Annotated in this window: 16 protein-coding genes; 14 read left to right on the top strand and 2 right to left on the bottom strand. The window is 65.7% G+C overall.

Features of this window, described 5'->3' with window-relative positions; translation table 11 throughout:
• The first annotated feature begins 97 nt into the window (after positions 1–97).
• Positions 98–1,264, top strand: coding sequence for a class I SAM-dependent rRNA methyltransferase (locus tag FFY45_RS10490; RefSeq protein WP_176340391.1), 1,167 nt, complete (start codon positions 98–100; stop codon positions 1,262–1,264).
• 43 nt (positions 1,265–1,307) lie between these two features.
• A complete protein-coding gene (locus FFY45_RS10485; protein ID WP_115041082.1) occupies positions 1,308–1,625 on the top strand; it encodes a hypothetical protein in 318 nt (105 codons plus the stop codon).
• A 116-nt stretch (positions 1,626–1,741) separates the two neighbouring features.
• On the opposite strand, the gene ftrA is transcribed toward FFY45_RS10485, so the two are convergent.
• Positions 1,742–2,722 (bottom strand): transcriptional regulator FtrA, encoded by a 981-nt coding sequence (ftrA, locus tag FFY45_RS10480; protein WP_176340390.1) that lies wholly within the window; start codon positions 2,720–2,722, stop codon positions 1,742–1,744.
• Between the two features lie 189 nt (positions 2,723–2,911).
• On the opposite strand from ftrA, the gene FFY45_RS10475 reads away from it, so the two are divergent.
• On the top strand, positions 2,912–5,446 hold the full coding sequence (locus tag FFY45_RS10475) for a TonB-dependent receptor plug domain-containing protein (protein ID WP_176340389.1): 2,535 nt from the start codon (positions 2,912–2,914) through the stop codon (positions 5,444–5,446).
• 700 nt (positions 5,447–6,146) lie between these two features.
• Here the strand turns inward: FFY45_RS10475 and FFY45_RS10470 are convergent.
• Positions 6,147–6,374 carry a hypothetical protein gene (locus FFY45_RS10470; RefSeq protein WP_176340388.1) on the bottom strand — a complete coding sequence of 76 codons (228 nt, stop codon included), beginning with the start codon at positions 6,372–6,374 and terminating at the stop codon, positions 6,147–6,149.
• 3 nt (positions 6,375–6,377) lie between these two features.
• On the opposite strand from FFY45_RS10470, the gene FFY45_RS10465 reads away from it, so the two are divergent.
• From FFY45_RS10465 to FFY45_RS10415, 11 genes are all read left to right on the top strand, one after another.
• A complete protein-coding gene (locus tag FFY45_RS10465) occupies positions 6,378–6,755 on the top strand; it encodes a DUF3088 family protein (RefSeq protein ID WP_176340387.1) in 378 nt (125 codons plus the stop codon).
• 101 nt (positions 6,756–6,856) lie between these two features.
• Entirely contained in the window at positions 6,857–7,915 is a 1,059-nt protein-coding gene (locus FFY45_RS10460; RefSeq protein WP_176340386.1) for an MsnO8 family LLM class oxidoreductase, read from the top strand.
• 76 nt (positions 7,916–7,991) lie between these two features.
• Complete coding sequence (locus tag FFY45_RS10455) at positions 7,992–9,335, top strand: LLM class flavin-dependent oxidoreductase (RefSeq protein ID WP_176340385.1); 1,344 nt, start codon at positions 7,992–7,994, stop codon at positions 9,333–9,335.
• A gap of 11 nt (positions 9,336–9,346) precedes the next feature.
• A complete protein-coding gene (locus tag FFY45_RS10450) occupies positions 9,347–10,564 on the top strand; it encodes a M20 aminoacylase family protein (RefSeq protein WP_176340384.1) in 1,218 nt (405 codons plus the stop codon).
• Complete coding sequence (locus FFY45_RS10445) at positions 10,555–11,106, top strand: GNAT family N-acetyltransferase (RefSeq protein WP_176340421.1); 552 nt, start codon at positions 10,555–10,557, stop codon at positions 11,104–11,106. Before FFY45_RS10450 ends, FFY45_RS10445 begins: the two co-directional genes overlap by 10 nt.
• Positions 11,103–12,860, top strand: a complete 1,758-nt coding sequence (locus FFY45_RS10440; protein ID WP_176340383.1) for an amino acid ABC transporter permease/ATP-binding protein — start codon at positions 11,103–11,105, stop codon at positions 12,858–12,860. Before FFY45_RS10445 ends, FFY45_RS10440 begins: the two co-directional genes overlap by 4 nt.
• Before the next feature lie 130 nt (positions 12,861–12,990).
• On the top strand, positions 12,991–13,962 hold the full coding sequence (locus tag FFY45_RS10435; RefSeq protein ID WP_176340382.1) for an ABC transporter substrate-binding protein: 972 nt from the start codon (positions 12,991–12,993) through the stop codon (positions 13,960–13,962).
• Positions 13,963–14,329: 367 nt separating this feature from the next.
• Positions 14,330–14,917 (top strand): RNA polymerase sigma factor, encoded by a 588-nt coding sequence (locus FFY45_RS10430; protein WP_176340381.1) that lies wholly within the window; start codon positions 14,330–14,332, stop codon positions 14,915–14,917.
• A gap of 2 nt (positions 14,918–14,919) precedes the next feature.
• Positions 14,920–15,921 carry a FecR family protein gene (locus tag FFY45_RS10425; RefSeq protein ID WP_176340380.1) on the top strand — a complete coding sequence of 334 codons (1,002 nt, stop codon included), beginning with the start codon at positions 14,920–14,922 and terminating at the stop codon, positions 15,919–15,921.
• Positions 15,922–16,078: 157 nt separating this feature from the next.
• Positions 16,079–18,826, top strand: coding sequence for a TonB-dependent receptor (locus FFY45_RS10420; protein WP_217902529.1), 2,748 nt, complete (start codon positions 16,079–16,081; stop codon positions 18,824–18,826).
• An 11-nt stretch (positions 18,827–18,837) separates the two neighbouring features.
• Positions 18,838–20,970 (top strand): acylase, encoded by a 2,133-nt coding sequence (locus tag FFY45_RS10415; RefSeq protein ID WP_343204096.1) that lies wholly within the window; start codon positions 18,838–18,840, stop codon positions 20,968–20,970.
• Positions 20,971–21,020 lie beyond the last annotated feature (50 nt).

Below are 21,020 nucleotides of genomic sequence, written 5' to 3'. Positions count from 1 at the left end.
CACGTTCTGTTGGCCGTTCCTGGGAGCTACTCCCCTTCTGAGCCCGATTCTGCGTTGCGGGCTCAGGCACGTCAATCCAGCCGGATACAATGGGCGGATGAATACTCCTGTCCCCGTCGTCCGACTCAAGAATGCGTGGCGCTCCAGCCACCCGTGGATCTTCCAGAAGCTGGTGGAAAAGCCCGCCGCCAAGCCCAAACCCGGCACCATCGTCGATGTGGTCGGCGTGGATGGGGAGTGGATCGGCCGCGGCTTCTACAACGGCCACTCGCGCATCGCCGTGCGCATCCTGGAAACCGATCAATCGGTGCCGGTGGATGCGGGCTGGTTCTCGCGCAAGATCGCCGCCGCGGTAAGCCTGCGCCGCGACTGGCTCAAGCTCGATGGCGTGTCCGACGCCTGGCGCGTGGTGCACAGCGAAGGCGACGGCCTTTCCGGGCTGGTGGTGGACCGCTACGGCGACCTGGTGGTGGTGGAGTTCTTCGCCGCCGGCATGTTCCGCCATCGCGAATGGATCTACGAGGCGCTGCGCGAGCAGTTCCCGGGTTGCCGCTTCCACAGCTTTGCCGACGAACATGTGCAAAAGCAGGAAAGCTTCGATTTCCACAGCAACACCACCACCGAAGCGTCGGTGATCACCGAGTACGGCATCAAGTTCCGCGCCGATCCGGCGGGGGCGCACAAGACCGGGTTTTTTGCCGATCAGCGCGAAAACCGTCAGTGGCTGAGCGAGCAGGTTGAAGGCAAGAGCGTGCTGGACCTGTGCTGCAACACCGGCGGATTTGCGGTGTATGCGGCCGCGCGTGGCGCCTCGGAGGTGCTGGGCGTGGACATCGACGAGGATGTGATCGCCTTGGCCAAGGGCAATGCGAAGCTCAACAACGTGCGCCCCAAGTTCGTGCAGGCCGACATCTTTCCGTGGCTGCGTGATGCGTCCAATCGCGGCGACCAGTTCGATGTGGTGATCCTGGACCCGGCCAAGATGACCCGCGACCGCGAGCAGGTGATTCCGGCGTTGAAGAAATACCTGGACATGAACAAGCTAGCGTTGGGCGTGGTCAAGCCCGGTGGCCTGTTCGCCACCTTCTCGTGCACCGGGCTGGTGGCCGAGCAGGAGTTTCTGGACATGCTGCGCCGCGCCTCGTATTTCTCCGGGCGCACCATCCAGATCCTGAAGGTGGCCGGGGCGGGCCCGGACCATCCGTTCATGGCGCACGTGCAGGAATCGCGCTATCTGAAAGCAGTATTCTGCCGCGTGATCTAGCGCGGCGATCAAGACGGCGATCAACCCGTGGAGCGGCCAGTCGATGACACCGGACGATGACGAACGCAAGGCGCTGACCCGGTTGCTGCGTGAGATCGAGCGGCCCAATGCCAGTCTGCTGGCCAGCAATTGGCCGGTGTTCGGCGTGTGGCTGCTGTTTTCCGGGGCCTTCATGTATCTGTTCCAGACCGGCAGCGGCTCGCCGTTGCATCCGTTGCTGCTGGCGCTGGGCTCGACCTGTCTGGGCGTGTTCGGTGCGTGGATCGTGTTCCGCTCGGTGTGGGCGCGGCAGTGGCCGCATGTGCGCGAGCACATCGATGTCGAGAGCGTGCGCGCGCGTTTGGCCGAGCTGGGCGACTAAGCGACCGGCAGACCGACTGCGCACCGTCGGCATCCAGGCGACAGATGCCTGGAGCGCCGCGCACCATCGCGCAGGCTGGCGGATGAGCTGGCGTTGCACTGGTGCAGCCCAGCGCGCTAGCGGATCTGCAGCTGGCGCCGATACGCGGCCGGGCTGGCCTGGGCGAGCACGCGAAAATGCCGGCGGAACGATTCCAGCGAGCCGAAGCCGGCGCGTTCGGCGATCCAGTGCAGCGGTCGGTCGGTGGTTTCCAGCAGTTCGCGTGCCAGTGCCACGCGTTCGCGGATCACCCAGTCGATCGGCGACAGCCCGGTGGCTTCGAGAAACTGCCGTTGCAGCGTGCGTTGGCTGAGCGCGGCGCGCTCGGCCAGGCTGGCCAGGGTGTGCGGTTGATCGAGATGGCTGCGGATCCATTCGGTGAGCACCGCAAGCCGGTTCGGTTCGCCGAGCGGGATCGAGCGGTTGACCAGCTGGCTGCGCTCGCCATCGCGCCACGGCGCCAGCACCAGCCGCTGCGCGACCAGGTTGGCCACATGCGTGCCGTAGTCCTTGCGCACCATGTGTAGCAGCATGTCCATGCCGGTGGCCGAACCGGCCGAGGTGAGAATGCTGCCGGTGTCGACATACAGCACGTTGGCGCGCACCTCGATGGCGGGGAAGCGGCTGCCGAGCAGATCGGTGAGCCGCCAGTGGGTGGTGGCGCTGCGGCCATCCAGCAGGCCGGCATAGGCGAGCACGAAGGCGCCCGAGCAGATCGAGGCCAGCCGCGCGCCGCGTGCATGGGCGGCGCGCAGTTTGTCCAGCAGTGCAGCCGGCGGGCATTCGTCGGGATTGCGCCAGCCGGGGATCACGATCACGTCCGCATCGTCGAGCTGGTCCAGCGTGGCCGGTGGCTGCAGCAGGCAGCCTCCCAGCGTCTTCAGCGCACCCGGTTCGCACGCGCACACCATGCTGCGATACCACTCCACCTCCAGCTCCGGGCGCTGCGGTGCGAACAGGCCGACTGCACAGCCAAACTCGAACAGGCCAAGTTGCTGGTAAGCCAAAATCGCGACCAGGGGCGCGCTGGTGACGTGCGGGGAATCGGGTTCGCTCATGTCGCGTATTAGGCCGCGTTTGCAGCGCATCGCGACGTTGCAGGCTGCCTGCAGTGGTGACCAGTGGTTGTGACCACATCGCCAATGGATATGTGGCTGGCGCGATGTTGCCAGCGGTTGTCGTGCGCACCGATGGTGGCAGGGGCGCGCAACGCCTTGAATGGACGGCATCCCGTTCAAGGCCCTCCAATGCGCCGATTCCGTCCGTGGCTGCTGCTCGCAGCGCCGTTGTTGTCCGCTGCCGCCAATGCCGCGCCGGCCGATGCGCCTGCGGCTGCTGCCGCCACCCTGGACACAGTGCTGGTGACCGGCTCGCGCAGCAGCACGCGCACGGTCAAGAACAGTTCCACCCCGATCGATGTGGTGTCGGCGCAGGAGTTGGTGGCGACCGGGCAAGGCAATCTGCTCGACGCGCTGCAACGCACCCTGCCATCGTTGAGCCAGGTGGGTGGCTACCAGAGCGATCAGGAAAGTCTGGTGCGCGGTTATCAACTGCGTAATCTGTCGCCGGGCTACACATTGGTGCTGATCAACGGCAAACGGCGCAACGCCAGCGCCTATGTCAGCGGCGCCAATGGCGGCGGATTTCCCGGTCATGCCTGGGCCGATCTGGCGCTGATTCCGATTGCGGCGATCGACCGGGTGGAGGTGCTGCGCGATGGCGCCTCGGCGATCTATGGCTCCGATGCGATCGCCGGTGTGGTCAACATCCTTCTCAAGACCCAGGCCAGCGGCGGCAGCGCGTCGCTGGAAAGCGGCAGCAGCAGCGATGGCGACGGCAGCCGCACCAGCGTGCGCGGCAACCTGGGGCTGCCGTGGGGTGACGATGGCTTCGTCAATTTCTCGGCCGAACGCACCCGCCAGCACAGCGCGATCCGTCCATTGACCTACCAGCCGGACTATCTGAGTTACCCGGCCATCGGCGCCGATGGCCGCCTGGTGGCACTCGGCAGTTACAACCGCCTGCCGGCCGGTGCCACCCGCAATCCGGCCGAAGCCACCCGCGATGCGCAGGCCAACCGCATCTACAGTTCGGCCGATTACGCGCTGACCAGCGCGGCAGTGAATGCAGGGCGCGGCCTGGGCGATGCGCTGCAGTTCTATGCCACTGCGACCGCCAGCGATCGCACCGCCAGCGCGGCGCAGAACTTCCGCCAGCCGGCGACGATCTTCGGTGTCTACGATGCGGCCGGTGTGCTGGCGGTATGGCCGGATGGGTTCTCGCCGTCGATCCAGAGCAAGGAGCAGCAGTACAACGGCACTGCAGGATTCAAAGGCGCGCTGGCCGGTTGGGACTACGACGCCAGCGTGACCTACAACCGCGACACCATCCGCACCTACACGCGCGATTCGGCCAACTTCTCGCTGGCGTATCCGGGCGCGCCGACCGATTTCTATGACGGCAAGGTCGATTATCTGCAGCAATTGGCCAATCTGGATCTACGCCGCGCCATCGCGCTGCCAGCGCTGGCTTCGCCGGTGGAGCTGAGCGCCGGGCTGGAATATCAGCACGAAGACTACCGGCGCGATCCCGGTCAATGGGAGTCGTACACCGGCTTCGGCGCGGCGGCCTTCATCGGCTTTGCGCCGGCCGATGCGGCCGATGCCACGCGCAACAGCAAGGCGGCGTATCTAGGCGCCTCGGCCAACGTCACCGAGCGCTGGTTCGTGGATGCGGCGGTGCGTTACGAAGATCATTCCGACTTCGGCGATGTCACTACCGGGCGCCTGTCCACACGCCTGGATGTCAACGAAAGCATCGGCGTGCGGGCAACGGTAAGCAACGGTTTCCATGCGCCGGGATTGGCTGCGCGCCATTACCAGGTCACCGGCAATTGCCCGTGCGGCACGACGTTGGTGGCGCAGGTGGATTCGCCGGTGGCGCGCGCGCTGGGAGCGAGCGATCTGCGCCCGGAGAAAGCGCGCAACTACAGCGTGGGCGTCACCTTCGATCCGGTGCAGAACGTGCATGCGGCAGTGGACCTGTATCAGATCGACATCCGCGATCAGCTCGGGCAATCCAGCCAGATCGGTTACAACGCGCTGGATCCGGCCAACGTGGTCGACTACGGCAACAGCCCATTGAGCGCCGCGCAACAGGCCACCATCGCTGGCTTGTTGGGCAGCGCCGGCATCGCCATCCCGTCGGGCGAGGCCTACTACGTCAGTTACTTCACCAACGTTGGCGACACCCGCACGCGCGGTGTGGAGCTCACGCTGGAAGCCACCCAAGACACCGACTGGGGACGTCTGCGTTACACCTATGCGGCGAATGCCGGGCGCACCGAGATCACCCAGGTGCGCGGGGTGCCGGGTGCGCTGCAGGGCCTGCCCAACATCGGCCTGCTCACCGAAACCAGCGAGTATGCCTTGCGCTATCGCTCGCCCACCTACACCCAGGTGGCCGGCGTGTCGTGGAGTCAGGGGCGGTGGAGCGCCAACCTCAATCTCAATTATCTGGGTCCGCTCAAGCGGCTGACCAACGGGCAGAAATATCAGTTGCGCCCGGTGCTGGTGAGCAATCTCAGCGGGAGCTACACCATCGGTGGCGGTTGGAGCGTGGATGCCGGTGTGGACAACATCGGCGACAAGCGCACACGCAAGATTCCCGAGGCCGCGCGCAACGCCAGCCAGCGCGCCAGCACCACCTTCACCTACGAGTACGGCGATGTGCTCGGCACCGTGGGCACGTATTGGTTTGGTCGCATCAACTATCGCTTCTGACGACGTCTGCATCAGCTGTCGTTTGGATGTTCTCAAGCCGCGTTGGTTGAGGGATCTTTGGCCAAGCCGCAGATCAATCGCCTTGCAAGAGATCTATTCACAAGCTCGATTATTTCAAGACACAACACAACGGAAATTTCGAGTCGTGGCTGGGTTGAGATGTAGTCAAACACATGCTTAGGTCAAAAGCCTAGTTCGTCGAGGGCGCGGTGCCCTCACCGCTCGCGGGACACGCCGTGAACCCTTCCCTGGGGGCTCGGTGGCGGCATCCATGCCGCCACACGGTCCCGCAAGCGGTGAGGACACCGCACCAGAGAGATAGTCGTTTGCTTTCTTAAAAGCTTGTTGGTTGCTCGGCTTGCGTTGGAAAGTAACCAAAACCACGCTTATCCGAACAAGACGCAGCGTGCATTGCTTGCGCCATGTAAACCGACCATCTCCACTGGTCCTTGCCCGCTCACCGTCGCGGGACCTTACGCGGCATGGATGCCGCGTAAGAGCTTACAGGGACGTACTTGCAGCGTGTCCCGCGACGGTGAGCGGGCAAGGGCCTTGCAGCCAGGCCGCAGATCAGTCGCTCTGCCTTGCAGCGTGTCCCGCGATGGTGGGCGGGCAAGGGCCCTGCAGCCAGGCCGCAGATCAGCCGCTCTGCAATCGACGCGTCCAGGACGTACAAAACCACCGAAATCTCACGCTCTTACTACGCGCACACTGATGCCTGACGCGCGCCACTTTTCGCCTGCGAGCCCGACTGGCTTATGTCGCATGCATAACCCAAAGCAGTCAGGTCATTGCCAACGGCCATTTCGTTGGCCGCATCCGACCGGACATTGTCGATTTCTGGCGCGATCTGCGCGCTGGCGGTCACTAGGCTAAAAACACCACGCATCGCCTTGGTGTCGATGCTTCCACGTAGCGAGGGCGCCATCCCATGTCTGCTTTGTCCACGTCCGACCTGTCGACGTCCAAACCGATCTTGTTGTTGCTGGAACACGAGTTCGAAGATCCTAGTTTTGCCGGGCAACGGTTTCTCTGTCGGCATGGCTTGTTGCTGGAAGGCGCGCTGTCGGGCATCGATGGATTGCGCGACCGCCTGGAAGTGCGCCGGGTCGGCTTTCCGCGGCCGCGTCGCGACGTGATCGGGCTGGTGGGTGAGAGCGATCAATCGCTACCCAAGCTGGTGCTGCCTTCAGGTGTGCACAGCAGCCACGCAAGTGGCGAACACGCTACACGCCAATACGTCTCCGGCAGCGAACCGATCCTTGCCACCTTGGCGGAGTTGTACGCGATTCCGCAGCTGCATCCCTAAGCCCGGCGCCGGCACCTGGGCCGTCGCTCGCAACGCGCTCACCACGCAATCACCGACACGTCGCGCTGGCGGCCGTCCTCTTCTTCCAACGCGGCAGGGCCATGAGCTATCTCCTCAGCATTCTCGACAAGAGTTACATCCCCGACGGCGGCACTGCCGCGCAGGCGCTGCGCGATAGCGTGGCATTGGCGCAGCTGGCCGAAGCGCTGGGCTATCACCGTTACTGGTTTGCCGAGCATCACGCCACCACCCAACTGGCCAGCCCCGCGCCGGAAGTGCTGGCCGCCTATGTGCTGGCGCAGACCGCGCGTATCCGTGTCGGCACCGGCGGGGTGATGCTGCGCCACTACGCGCCGTACAAGGTGGCCGAGCTGTTCAACCTGCTGGCCACGCTGGCGCCGGACCGCGTTGACCTGGGCGTGGGCAAGGCACCGGGCGGCTTGCCGGCCTCCACCCGCGCGCTGGCCGATGGCCGCCTGGGCACGGCAGATTTCGCGCGGCAATTGACCGATCTGGAAGGGTTTCTGTCGAACACGCTGCCGGCCGAGCATCCGCATGCGGCTGCCATTGCAACGCCGCATCCTGTGCAGGGACCGCAGCGGTTTCTGCTCGGTGCGAGCCCGGAAAGCGCCAGCCTGGCTGCGCAATTGGGTTGGCAGTTCGTCTATGCCGGTCACTTCGATGGCGACCATGCGCATATCGAACGCGCGTTCGATGCGTATCGGCGCGGCAGCAGCTTGCAGCCGTTGCTGGCGGTGGTGGCGTTCGCCGCGCAAACGGCCGAAGCGGCAGCGCAGCATCTGGGTGCGCTGCGGCTGTATCGCGTGCAGCTCGGTGCCGGGCAGAGCGTCAATCTGCCCAATCCGGAAGCTGCTGCCGAATACGCACGCCAGGTTGGGGTGAGCGATTACCGGCTGGAAGAACTGCGCCCCAGCGTGCTGTCCGGTACTGCGGAGTACGTGCATGCGCAGTTGGAATTGTTGCATCGCCGCTTCGGCGTGGGCGAGTTCGTCATCGATGCACCGGTGGCCGATGCGCAGGCACGTCGCACCTCGCTGGAGCTGCTCGCTCGTAGCGCACCACACACGGCTGCACGTAGCGGCCGCGATGCAGCTACTCGCAGCGTGGCGCAACCCATTGCCGAACACGCGTTGTCGTGATGCCGAAGCATGCGGTCAGTGCCGCACCGCGATCGACCGCACTACCGACGCTCCTCTTTCTACAAGGATTACCGCGATGAGCACCACGCCACGTCCCATCCCGTTCGGCATCATGTTGCACGGCGCCGGTGGCCATATGAATGCCTGGAAGCATCCGTCGGTGCCGGCCGATGCCAGCGTCAATCTGGCGTATTACATCGCCACCGCACGCAAGGCCGAAGCCAGCGGCATCGCGTTCGCCTTCGTCGCCGATGGCCTGTACATCAACGAGAAATCGATCCCGCATTTTCTCAATCGTTTTGAGCCGATCACCATCCTGTCGGCGCTGGCCACCGCTACGACGACGATTGGTTTGGCCGGCACCTTGTCCACCTCCTACAGCGACCCGTTCACGGTGGCGCGGCAGTTCGCCTCGCTGGATTTGATCAGTGGCGGACGTGCCGGCTGGAACGTGGTGACCTCGCCGCTGGAAGGCTCGGCGCGCAACTACAGCCGCGCCCATCCCGAGCATGCGCTGCGCTATCAGATCGCCGACGAATACCTGGAGGTGGTGCAGGGTTTGTGGGATTCGTGGGACGACGATGCGTTCGTGCGCGACCGCGTGGGCGGTGCCTTTTTCGATGCAGACAAATTCCGTCGCCTCGACCACAAGGGGCGCTTCTTCCAGGTCGAAGGGCCGTTGAACATTCAGCGCTCGCCGCAGGGGCAGCCGGTGATCTTTCAGGCCGGCGCTTCCGATGACGGGATTGGCTTGGCCGGCAAATATGCCGATGCGGTGTTCACCCATGCGCCGTCGCTGGAAGACACGCGTGCGTTCACGCAGCGGGTCAAGAATGCGGCGATCGCGCATGGCCGTAGCGCGGCTGACGTGAAGATCTTCCCCGGCATCGGGCCCATCGTCGGCAATACGGCCGAGGAGGCCGAAGCCAAGTACCAGCAGATCGCCGCACTGGCCGATATCGACGAGGCGTTGGCGTACCTGGGGCGCTTTTTCGACCACCACGATTTCAGCCAGTACGCGCTGGATGCGCCGTTTCCGGAGCTGGGCGATATCGGTGCCAACAGCTTCCGTTCCACCACCGACAAGATCAAACACGATGCGCGCACGCACGCATTGAGCTTGCGTCAGGTGGCGCTGGAGGCGGTGAGCCCGCGTCCGCAGTTCATCGGTACCGGCGAGCAGGTGGCCGAAGAGTTGATCCGCTGGTTCGATGCCGGCGCCAGCGACGGCTTCATCCTTGGTTTCCCGGTGCAGACGCAGGGTCTGGACGATTTCGTGACGCAGGTGTTGCCGGTGCTGGAAGCGCGCGGCTATTTCCAACGCACACCGCCAGGCGTGACCCTGCGCGATCACCTCGGCCTGCCGTACAAGGCCAGCCGTTACGCGCCGGTGGCCGATACCGCGCGCAAAGCCGGTTGAGGGAGCAGACCATGTCCGTATTGTCGGCACGCACCCATCCGCATCCGTCCATTCGCATCGCTGCGTTCGCCGAAGAAGCGATCGCGCTGCGCCATGACTTCCATCGTCATCCGGAGCTGGCATTCGAAGAACACCGCACCAGTGCGCGCATCGCCGGGCTGTTGTCGGAGTGGGGCTACACCGTCACAACCGGCCTCGGTGGCACCGGCGTGGTCGGCACGCTGGTGCGTGGCAGCGGTACGCGCCGGCTCGGTCTGCGCGCCGATATCGATGCCTTGCCGATCACCGAAGACTCCGGCCTGGACTACGCCAGCGGCACGCGCGGGTTGATGCATGCCTGCGGGCATGACGGCCACACCGCGATCCTGCTGGCGGCTGCCCATTACCTGGCCAGGCACGGCCGCTTCGATGGCACCTTGCAATTGATCTTTCAGCCGGCCGAAGAAACCGGCTCGGGTGCCAAGCGGATGTTGGCCGATGGCTTGTTCGAGCGTTTTCCGGTCGATGCGATCTTCGGCTTGCACAACTGGCCTGGCGTGCCGGCCGGGCGGCTGGGCTTTGTCGATGGCCCGGCGATGGCGTCGGTGGACTGGGCCTCAATCCGCGTGATCGGCAAGGGCGGCCATGGCGCCGAGCCGCATACCGGGGTGGATTCGGTGCTGGTCGCCGCGCATTTGATCACGGCGTTGCAGAGCATCGTCTCGCGCAATGTGGACCCGCGCGAGATGGCGGTGATCACGGTCGGCTCGATCCACGGCGGCCAGGCGGCCAACGTGATCCCCGACAGCGTGGACTTGAAGCTCACCGTGCGCGCGTTCCTGCCGCAGGTACGCGAGACCTTGCGCCAACGTATTCCGGCGTTGGCCGAAGCGATCGCGGCCAGCTTCGGGGCGCAGGTGCAGATCGACTTCCCGTTGGGATTTCCCAGCGTGATCAACCACGCGGCCGAAACCGCATTCGCACGGGACACCGCCGTGGAATTGTTCGGCGCCGATGGCGTGGTGGCCGGGCTGGCGCCGCGGACCGCGAGCGAGGATTTCGCGTTCCTGCTGCAGCAGCGCCCGGGCAGTTTCTTGTTCGTGGGCAATGGCGACAGCGCCTCGCTGCACAGCCCGCGCTATGTGTTCAACGATGCGGTGATCGCACCGGCCGCCAGCTACTGGGCGCGGCTGACCGAGCGCTTTCTCAGCGCAGACGCAGATCTCGACGCAGAGCGGCTATCGGCATGAGCGAACAGTTCCTCTACACCTCCGTGCACGACCCGCGCGCGCAGCCGCTGTTCGAGGGACTGGAGCGCGAGTACAGCAGCCGCTATCACGATGTGATCCGCCGCATCGGCGGCAGTGCGCGCGATGAGTTGCTGCGTTATCCGGCCGAAGCCTTCGCCTCGCCGCACGGTGCCTTTGTGCTGTTGCTGCGCGATGGGCAGACCATCGGCGGCGGTGCCTTCATGCGCCACCACGATGCCGACACCGCCGAGTTCAAACGCATCTGGACGCGCGACGATCTGCGCCGCCAGGGCATCGCACGGCGCGTGCTGGAAGAGCTGGAGGCCCAAGCGATACGACAGGGTTACCGGCGCGTCTATCTCACCACCGGCTTTCGCCAACCCGAAGCAGTGCATCTGTATCTGACCCACGGCTATGCCGCGCTGTACGACCAGCAGGCCGATCCGGAAACCGTGTTGCACCTGCCGTTCGAAAAGCACTTGCCGGTGCCGCTGCCGGTCCGCGCGCTGCGGCCTTCTTCCCTTTCGACGCGGACGCCATGAGCAGCCAGACCCTTCCCGAACTCGAACGCCGCGCCGCCGCGTCCACGCGCGAGCAACGCAGCGCACCGCGCATCGTGCCGGCCCGGCATCCGCTGCAGACCGGCGGCACGCTGGTGGCGATCCTGCTGATCCTGGCGGTGCTGCAATCGGTGCTCGGCAACCCGCGCTGGGGCTGGGACGTGTTTGCCGAATGGTTCTTCGCCGAGCCGGTGCTGGCCGGGCTTGGCCGCACGCTGTTGCTGACTGCACTGGGCACGCTGTTCGGCTTTGCGCTGGGCACCTTGCTTGCCCTGGCGCGCGTGTCCGGGTCGCCGTTGTTGGCCGGCGTGTCGTGGGGCTATGTGTGGTTGTTCCGCTCGATCCCGCTGCTGGTGCTGTTGTTGCTGCTCAACAACCTGGGCTATCTCTACGCCACCATCAGCCTGGATGTGCCGTTCACCGGCATCACGCTGTTTTCGTATCCCACCACCGCGTTGATCAGCCAGTTCGCTGCGGCGGTGCTGGGCTTGTCGTTGAACCAGGCCGCGTTCTCGGCAGAGATCATTCGCGGCGGCATTCTGTCGGTGGATCAGGGCCAGTTCGAAGCCTCTGCCGCCTTGGGCTTGCCGCGCGTGCGGCAGATCCGCCGCATCGTGTTGCCGCAGGCGATGCGCACCATCTTGCCGGGCGCCTTCAACGATGTGATCAACCTCGCCAAGGGCACCTCGGTGGTGTACATCCTGGCGCTGCCGGAGCTGTTCTACACCATCCAGGTGATCTACCGGCGCAACCTGGATGTGGTGCCGCTGCTGATGGTGGCCACGGTCTGGTACCTGGTGATCCTGACCTTGCTGTCGTTGCTGCAGGCGCAGGTGGAACGTCGTTTTGCACGCGGTGCATTGCGCGAACTGCCAGCGCGCCGCCGCGGCTGGTGGCAGCGTTCGGCCGTTGCAGCCACCCAGCCGGTGGTAGCTGTCGATGCCGTTGCCGTTGCCGATGCGGTGGCGGTGGGCCGCGGTGCGGTGGTCAGGATCCAGGGCGTGACCAAGCACTACGGCGAGCAGCGCGTGCTCGATGCGGTGGATCTGGAGCTCCCCGCCGGCAGCGTCACCGCCATCATCGGCCCGTCCGGCGCGGGCAAGTCCACGTTGCTGCGCACCATCAATCATCTGGAACGCGTGGATGCCGGGCATGTCACCGTGGATAGCGAATTGATCGGCTATCGCCGCGTCGGCGACAGCCTGCACGAACTGCGCGAAGCGGAGATCCGCCGCCGCCGCGCCGACATCGGCATGGTGTTCCAGAACTTCAACCTGTTCCCGCATCTGACCGCGCTGGAGAACGTGATGGAAGCGCCGATCGCGGTGCGCGGCATCGCGCCAGAACAGGCACAATTGCAGGCGCAGGCATTGCTGGCCCGTGTTGGTCTGGCCGACAAGCTGGATGCGTATCCGCGTCAGCTTTCCGGTGGGCAGCAGCAACGCGTGGCGATCGCGCGTGCGTTGGCGCTACGGCCGAAGGTGCTGTTGTTCGACGAACCCACCTCCGCCCTGGATCCGGAGCTGGTCAACGAAGTGCTGGAGGTGATCGAAGAACTGGCGCGCTCGGGCACCACGCTGGTGATCGTCACCCACGAGATCGGCTTTGCGCGCCGCGTGGCCGACAGCGTGGTGTTCATGGAACACGGCCGGGTGGTCGAAGCCGCGCCGCCGGAGCGTTTGTTCCGCGCGCCGGCGCATCCGCGTACCGCCGAGTTCCTGGCCAAGGTGCTGTGAGCGCGCGCAGCGCCTTGGCGGCCGTGCCAGAACACCGCGCAGCGATAACGTGTTGTCCAGGCAACGCTATTTCAAGCACTGCTGTTTCAGGCACGAGTTTTCCAGGCACCACTTCTTCAAGGATGTCCGCATGACCCAGTCCCCCGCGTCCCGCCGCCGCCTGTTCAACATCGCCGCCATCGTGGTGGTGCTGGCGATCGGCATCGTTGCGATCCTGTTGACGCGCAAGCCGGCCAATGATGCGCAGGCCACCACGCGCAAACCCGCCGCCACCGAACTGCCGCCGCTGCAGGCACCGCCGGACCAGGCCGCGATCGCCTTGCTGCCGGCCGGCCATCGTTTCGTCAAACCCGGCGCGCTGACCGTGGCCACCGTGGCGGCAGCCTTGCCGCTGGGCGATTACGCCGCCGATGGCAAGCAGGTGATCGGCGTGGAGCCGGACATCGCGCGTCTGGTCGCGACCGCGCTGGGGCTGCAATTGAATCTGGTGCCGGTGGCGTGGGCGGACTGGCCGCTGGGGCTGGAATCGGGCAAGTACGACGCGGTGATCGCCAATGTCACCGTCACCGAATTGCGCAAGCAGAAGTTCGATTTTTCCAGCTACCGCTACGACCTGCTTGGCATCTACACGCGCAGCGATGGGCCGATCAAACAGATCACCCAACCCAGCGACGTGGCCGGTTTGAAGGTCGTAGTCGGCGCCAGCACCAACCAGGACCAGATCCTGCGCCACTGGGATGCGCGCAATGTCGCGGCGGGGCTGAAACCGGTGGAGTTTCAGTATTTCGACGATGCGGTGGTGGGGCGGCTGGCGGTGATCACTGGCCGCGCCGATGTCTCGTTCGAGCCCAATGCCACCGGCGCCTATGCCGCGCGTGACGGCAAGGTGCGCCGGGTAGGGTTGTTCCCCGGTGGGTGGCCGCAGGCGGCGGCCATTTCGGTGACCACGCGCAAGGGCAGCGGCCTGGCCGAGGCGATCACCCAGGCGATCAACGCGCAGATCGACAGCGGCCTGTATGCCAAGGCGCTGGCGCGCTGGAACCTGGCCGAGGAAGCGGTGCCGCGTTCGCAGACCAATCCGCCGGGGCTGGGCGAGTTGTAGCGCGCGCCGCATGCCTGGCGGCAGGCGCATGGTGCCTGCAAGAGGCTGCGGTTTCAGGTTCTAGGTTCGGCGTGGCTGCGCACTTCGTACGTGGCGCACGCCGGCACGCGCGCGATCGCGTGGCCGCTGCCTCGTATCGCGCTCCAACGCACGCAGCGTAGCCGGTCTGGCAGACAGCGCGTACAGCCGCACACGCCGCAATCGCGGCAGTGGGTAGCGCCACAACGCCAGCCCACCCGTCAAACGCAATGGCGGATCCGCGCTTCTGATCCATCGTTGAGATGGGAGCAGGGGATCGGCTCGACACTCGGAGAATGCAATGACGTCCTCACCCCAGCGTGCTGGCACCGCACAGGCCGCGTCCTAGATGCCGGCCATCGATTCCCAGCGCGCCGCCTGGCTGGCGACGCAGATCCTGCCGCACGAGCCGGCGCTGCGGCGTTGGCTGCGCAAGCACGCCCCCGGCACCGTCGATTGCGACGACGTGATCCAGGAGACCTACGCGATCCTGGCCGGGCTGGGCGAGGTCGGTCATATCGTTAACCCGCGCGCCTATCTGTTCACCGCCGCGCAGTCGGTGCTGCTGCAGCAGGTGCGGCGCGCCAGGATCGTGTCGATCGAGAGCGTGGCGGAAATCGAGCGCCTGGACATCACACAGGACGAGCGCTCACCCGAGCGCCACGCCATTGCCGGTCAGGAGCTGCGCCGCATCGGCGAAGCGCTGTCGGCACTGCCGGACAAATGCCGCCAGGTATTTCTGCTGCGCAAGGTCGATGGACTGTCGCAGCGCGAGATCGCCGCGCGGCTCGGAATCAGCGAGAACACCGTGGAAAAACACATCGTGAAGGGATTGCGTTTGCTGATGGCCCGCATGGGCCGCACCCGCGTCTCCGCACCGGCCGCCGTTCACGACGCGCAGGCCACACGCCTGGCCGACCCGCAGCGTGGCACCTGAGCATGCGCAGCATCGACGACATTGCCGCCGCCTGGGTGGGACGCGAGGACGGCGACCGGCTCATGCCGGCCGAGTGCGCGCAGCGCGACCGTTGGCTGGCCGCAGACGTGCGCCATCGCGGGGCGTATGCGCGTGCGCACGCGGTGCATCTGCATTTCGATCGCGCGCGTGCGTTGGGGCAGGGCTTCGCAGTACAGAGCCAGGCCAGACGCGTGCGTGCGCGCCGACGCGGTGCCTGGTTGGCCGCGCTTGCGGCCAGCGTGGTCGCCGCAGCCAGCGGCATGCTGGCGCTGCAGCAACCCATGCGCATGAATCGCACGCCCAGTGAGGCTGTGGCGGGCAGTGGCACACCCGGTAGCGGCCATCACCTCACCCGCATTGGCGAGGTGCTGCGCCTGCCACTGGCAGACGGCTCGGCAGTGACGCTCAACTCCGGCTCGGAAGTGGTGGTGGAGTACCGCGCCGACCGGCGTCAGATCCAGCTGCTGCGCGGCGAGGCCTTGTTCGATGTGGCCAAGGATCGCCATCGCCCGTTCGTGGTGATGGCGGCTGGCTCGGAAGTGCGCGCGGTCGGCACCAGCTTCAGCGTGCGCCGCCGGCAGGACGATGCAGTCAAGGTCCTCGTGCGCGAAGGCACCGTCGACGTGGATGCCGACCAGCGCGCACCGCAACGCGTGACAGCGAACATGTTGGCCATGGTCAGCCCAACGCGGGCAGTGCAGCTGCAGCCGCTGGATGCGCAACGCGTGCAGCAGTTGCTGGTCTGGCGCGACGGCATGATCGCCTTCGATGGCGACACGCTGGCGCAGGCCGCTGCCGAATTCGCCCGCTACAACGACATGCGCATCCTGATCGACGACCCCGCGGTGGCGCGACGCACCGTGGTCGGCCTGTACTCGGCCAACGATCCGGAAGGCTTCGCGCGCTCTGTCGCACTGAGCATGGGCCTGCAGATCGAACACACCCGTGGCGGCATCCATCTGCGCGGGGCATTCGCGCAGTGATGTGCATGGCCGTGCGTCACCTGATGCGATGTCCATGGCGGAAAAGCGGCGGCGACGCATCGAACACACAGGGGAGCCAGACAGCAACCGTGACAGCGATCAAACAGCGGCGCACGCGCGCCCGCGGAGAACAGTGATGCAGGCAGCAACAAGGCGTTTGAGCAAGGCCATCGGCACGGCCGTGGCGATGATGGCAGCGGGCCATGCGTTGGCCGCCTCACCGCAGGGGCGCACGTTCTCGCTGCCGGAGAGCAATGCCGTGGTGGCGTTGCCGGAGTTCGCACGGCAGGCCGGCGTGCAGATCGTGGCGCCGGGCGAGTATCTGCAGCAGGTGCGCACGCCGGCCGTGCAGGGCACGCTGGAATCGCGCGCGGCACTACGGCAATTGCTGACCGGTACCGGATTGAGCGTGGTCGAAGACGACGGCGAGCGCATCACGCTGGCCTCGGCGCAGCCGATGACCGCCGCCTTGCACGGCCATCCCGGCGTGGGCTATGCGCAAGTGGACGCACCCGCCGCCGCGCCGCCCGCAGACGCCGCAGTCGGCAATCTGGACGCGGTGGTGGTCACCGGCGCGCGCGGCGTGCAGCGCACCGTCACCGAAAGCCCCACCCCGATCGATGTAATCGGCGCGGCGGAACTGGAAAAGACCGGTCGCCCGGGCCTGCTCTCGGCGCTCAACGATCTGGTGCCCTCGTTCAATGCGCCGGCCAAATCCGGCAACGGCACCTCGTATGTGATCGCCACTGGCGGGCTGCGCGGGCTCAACCCGGATCACACCCTGGTGCTGGTCAACGGCAAGCGCCGCCATCGCACCGCCAGCATCAACATCGCCGGCAGCGTCGGGCGCGGTTCGGTGCCGGTAGACATGAGCCTGATCCCGGTCTCGGCGGTGGACCACATCGAAGTGCTGCGCGACGGCGCCGCCGCGCAATACGGCTCGGACGCGATCGCCGGCGTCATCAACATCCTTCTCAAGTCCGATGCCGACGGCGGCAAGGCCGACATCCTGTGGGGCCAGAACATCGACCGCGCCGATGGCGACAGCAGCAGCGCCAGCATCGGCAAGGGCCTGGCACTGGGCAGCGACGGCTTCGTCTATCTGGCCGCCGACGCCCGCTATCAACAGACCTCCAACCGTGCAGTGCCGGTGGCTGACAATTACCGGCTGTACTACCCGGTCAACGGCCAGCCGGACCCGCGCGAGGCCACCACCGACCGGTTGATCACGCGCAACTTCGGCCAGCCCTGGCAGAAGGGCGCCAACCTGTCCTACAACGCCGAACTCGGTCTAGGCGGCGACCTGCGCGGCTATTCCTACGCCACCTACAGCCGCCGCCTGAGCGATCTGGAATGGTCGTTCCGCAATCCCAACGCCAACAACACCCTGCAGGAAATTTACCCGGACGGGTACAGCCCGCGCCTGCGCATCGACGAGACCGATTACGAGTTCACTGCCGGCATCAAGGGCCTGTGGGGCGAGTGGGATTGGGACCTGGCCACCAGCTACGGCAGCAACGCCTCCGAACGCGACGGGCTGCACACGCTCAATGCCAGCCTGGGCCCTGCCAGCCCCACCGAGTTCTATCTCGGCCAGCTGACCTCCACCGACTGGACCACCAGCCTGGACATCACCCGCGGCCTGCAGCTGGCCGAGCGCCCGTTGCAGGTGTCGCTGGGCGTGCAGCACCGCTACGAAAAATACCAGATCCAGGCCGGCGAGCAGGCGGCGTATGCGGCTGGCAGCTACGTGTTTCCGGCTGGCCATCCGCGCGCCGGCCAAGCCCCGCCGCCGGGCGCACAGGGCGCGATCACCTTCCAGCCCGACGAAGCCGGCAGCCTGGATCGCAACAGCGGCGCGGCTTATGTCGATCTGACCTGGGACGTGGCCGACAGCGTGTCGCTGGGCCTGGCCGGCCGCTATGAGCGCTTCGACGATTCGGCCGGCGACACCGCAGTGGGCAAGTTCACCGCGCGCTGGGCCATCACGCCTACTTTCGCGCTGCGTGGCGCGGCCAGCACCGGCTTCCGCGCGCCGGCGTTGGCACAGGCCTTGTACGCGGCCACCAACAGCAGCTGGCGCACGCTGGACAACGGCGATCGCGAGTTGTTCCTGGCCAAGACGCTGCCGGTGGATTCCCCCGCCGCGCTCGCACTCGGCGCCGAACCGCTGAAGCCGGAAGAATCCACCAACGCCAGTATCGGCTTTACCTACAATCCCTCGCGTGCGCTCAGCCTCACCGTGGACGCCTACCGCATCGATCTGGACGATCGCATCGGCATGACCGGCTACATCACCGGTGCGGCCATTACCGACCTGCTCACCCGCGCCGGCGTGTCCGGGGTCGACAGCGCGCAGTACTTCACCAACGCCATCGACACCCGCACCGAAGGCGTGGACGTGGTGGCGACCTGGCGCATGGAGGCCGGCGACTGGGGTCGGGTCAACTGGAACCTGGGCTACAACTACAACAAAACCGAGATCACCCGCATCGCCGACAACCCGGCCGCACTGGACTCGCTGGGCGCCGGCTACGAACTGTTCGACCGCGCCTCGCGCGGCTATCTGTCGCGTACCCCGCGCAGCAAGCTGCTGCTGGGCGGCAATTGGGTGATCGGCGACTTCGCGCTCAACGTGCGCGTGAACCGCTTCGGCAGTTTCGACGTGCTGGAAAACAACCCGGCCAACGACGAGCACGTGCCGGCCAAATGGATCACCGATCTGGAGGCGTCCTACGCACTGTCCGATCGCATCACCTGGACGCTCGGCGCCAACAACCTGTTCAACCAATACCCGAAAAACATCGGCGCGGTCGCCAGCACCGGCAGCGGTTTCTATGTGACCAGCGTGCCGTACGGCTTCACCGGTGGGTCCTACTACACCAAGTTGACGTACACCTTTTGAGGAGTGATCCAGTGCCGCGATTTTCTTTGATACGGGCGCATGCGCGTCGCGTTTTTACTCACGCAGCGCTGCTGATCGCGCTGGCATGCGCGCCGATGGCGGTGCTCGCCAGCAGTGATAAAGACACCGGCGAGATCCTGTGGGACCGCTACGGCGTGCCGCATGTCTACGCCAAGACCGAGGCCGGCACCTTCTACGGCTTCGGTTGGGCGCAAACGCACAGCCACGGCAATTTGCTGCTGCATCTCTACGGCGAAGCGCGCGGCCGCGCCGCCGAATACTGGGGCGACACATACATCGAACAGGATCGCTGGCTGGCCACCAACGATGTCTACACGCGCGCGCAGGAGTGGTACCGGCGGCAGGATCCGGGCTTTCGCGCCGATCTGGATGCATTCGCGCAGGGCATCAACGACTACGCCGCCGCACACCCGGAGGCCTTGGACGCAGAGGTCAAAGTGGTGCTGCCGATCACCGGCGTGGACGTGGTGGCGCATGCGCACCGGCTGATGAATTACGTCTACATCGCCTCGCCTGCAAAAGTGCTGGGCGAGCCGCCCAAGGACGGCCAGGCGCGCGACGGCTCCAACGCCTGGGCGCTGATGCCCAAGAAGACCCGCGACGGCCACGCCATGCTGCTGGCCAACCCGCATCTGCCCTGGGGCAGCGGTTTTTTCACCTATTACGAGGCGCATCTCAACGGGCCGGGCGTCGATCTGTATGGCGCCACGCAGGTGGGCTTGCCGATCCTGCGTTTTGGTTTTAACAAGCAGCTGGGTTTCACCAACACGGTGAATACCTTGCTCGGCCAGACCACCTACAAACTCACGTTATCGGGCGATGGCTATCTGCTGGACGGCAAGGTGCTGCCGTTCAAGCGTGAGACCAAAACGCTGAAGATCCGCCAGGCCGATGGCGCGCTGAAGGAAGAGGCGCTGCAAATTCGCCAGAGCGTGCACGGCCCGGTGTTCGAGCGCTACGACGGAGCCACCGTGGCATTGCGTGTGGCTGGCCTGGATCGTCCCGACATGCTCAAGCAGTACTGGGACATGGGCAAGGCGCAGGATTTTGCGCAGTTCCAGCGCGCGCTGAAACAGCTGCAGGTGCCGATGTTCAATATCGTCTACGCCGACAAGGCCGGCAACGTGCTGTTTCTGGATAACGGCATCCTGCCCAAGCATGCGCAGGGCGATTTGAAGTACTGGAGCGGGCTGGTGCCGGGCGATACCGCGTCCACGCTATGGAACGAGGTGCACGGCTACGACGAGTTGCCCAAGGTGATCAATCCGGCTGGCGGTTTCGTGCAGAACACCAACGACCCGCCGTGGCTGGCGAGCTGGCCGCGCGTGCTGGAACCGAGCGCATTTCCCGCGTATTTCGCACCGCTGGGGCCGATGTCGTTGCGCGCACAGAACTCGGTGAAGATGCTGGCCGAACACGACAAGATCGACTTCGACCAGTTTGTCGCGCTCAAGCGCACTGCGCAGGCGTTGGCGGCCGATCGCACGTTGCCGCAGCTGTATGCCGCCGCCGCAGACAGTACCGACCCGGACATTGCCGCCGCGATCAACGTGCTCAAAGCCTGGGACCGCCACTTCGAAACCGATAGCCGTGGCGCGCTGTTGTTCGAGGAATGGGCGCGCTTGTTCACCGGCGATGCGCGTTACCTCTCGCAGGCCGGCTATGCCACGCCGTGGTCGTTGGCCGCGCCGCTCACCACGCCCAGCGGCTTGAAGGACCCGGCGCTGGCGCTGCGTCAGCTCAAGCAGGCCGTTGCCAGCACCAAACAAACCTATGGCACCCTCGACCGGCCCTACGGCGAGGTCTCGCGCTTCCATCTGGGCGAGGTCGATGTGCCCGGCCGCGGCGGTTTCGGCAACCTCGGCGCGTTCGATGTGATCACCTGGAACCCACCCAATGCGGATGGCCAACGCCTGCCGCAACACGGCGAAACCTGGGTGTCGCTGGTGGAGTTTTCTACCCCGCTCAAGGCCAAAGGCCTGATGAGTTACGGCAATGCCAGCCAGCCCGGCTCGGGGCACATCAGCGACCAGCTACAGCTGCTATCTAAGGGGGAGTTCCGCACCTTGTGGACCACCCGCGAACAGGTCGAACAGCACCTGGAATCGCGCACCGCATTCTGATCATCGCTCTCTGACGATCGCCCTGAAATTACTCCCCGACATCATCGCCT

The sequence above is a fragment of the Xanthomonas hortorum genome, from assembly GCF_011305375.1.
In the GTDB taxonomy this organism is placed as follows: domain Bacteria; phylum Pseudomonadota; class Gammaproteobacteria; order Xanthomonadales; family Xanthomonadaceae; genus Xanthomonas; species Xanthomonas hortorum_E.
The sequence above is the reverse complement of the archived record's forward strand: the minus strand, read 5'-3'. Positions and strand labels throughout refer to the sequence as shown.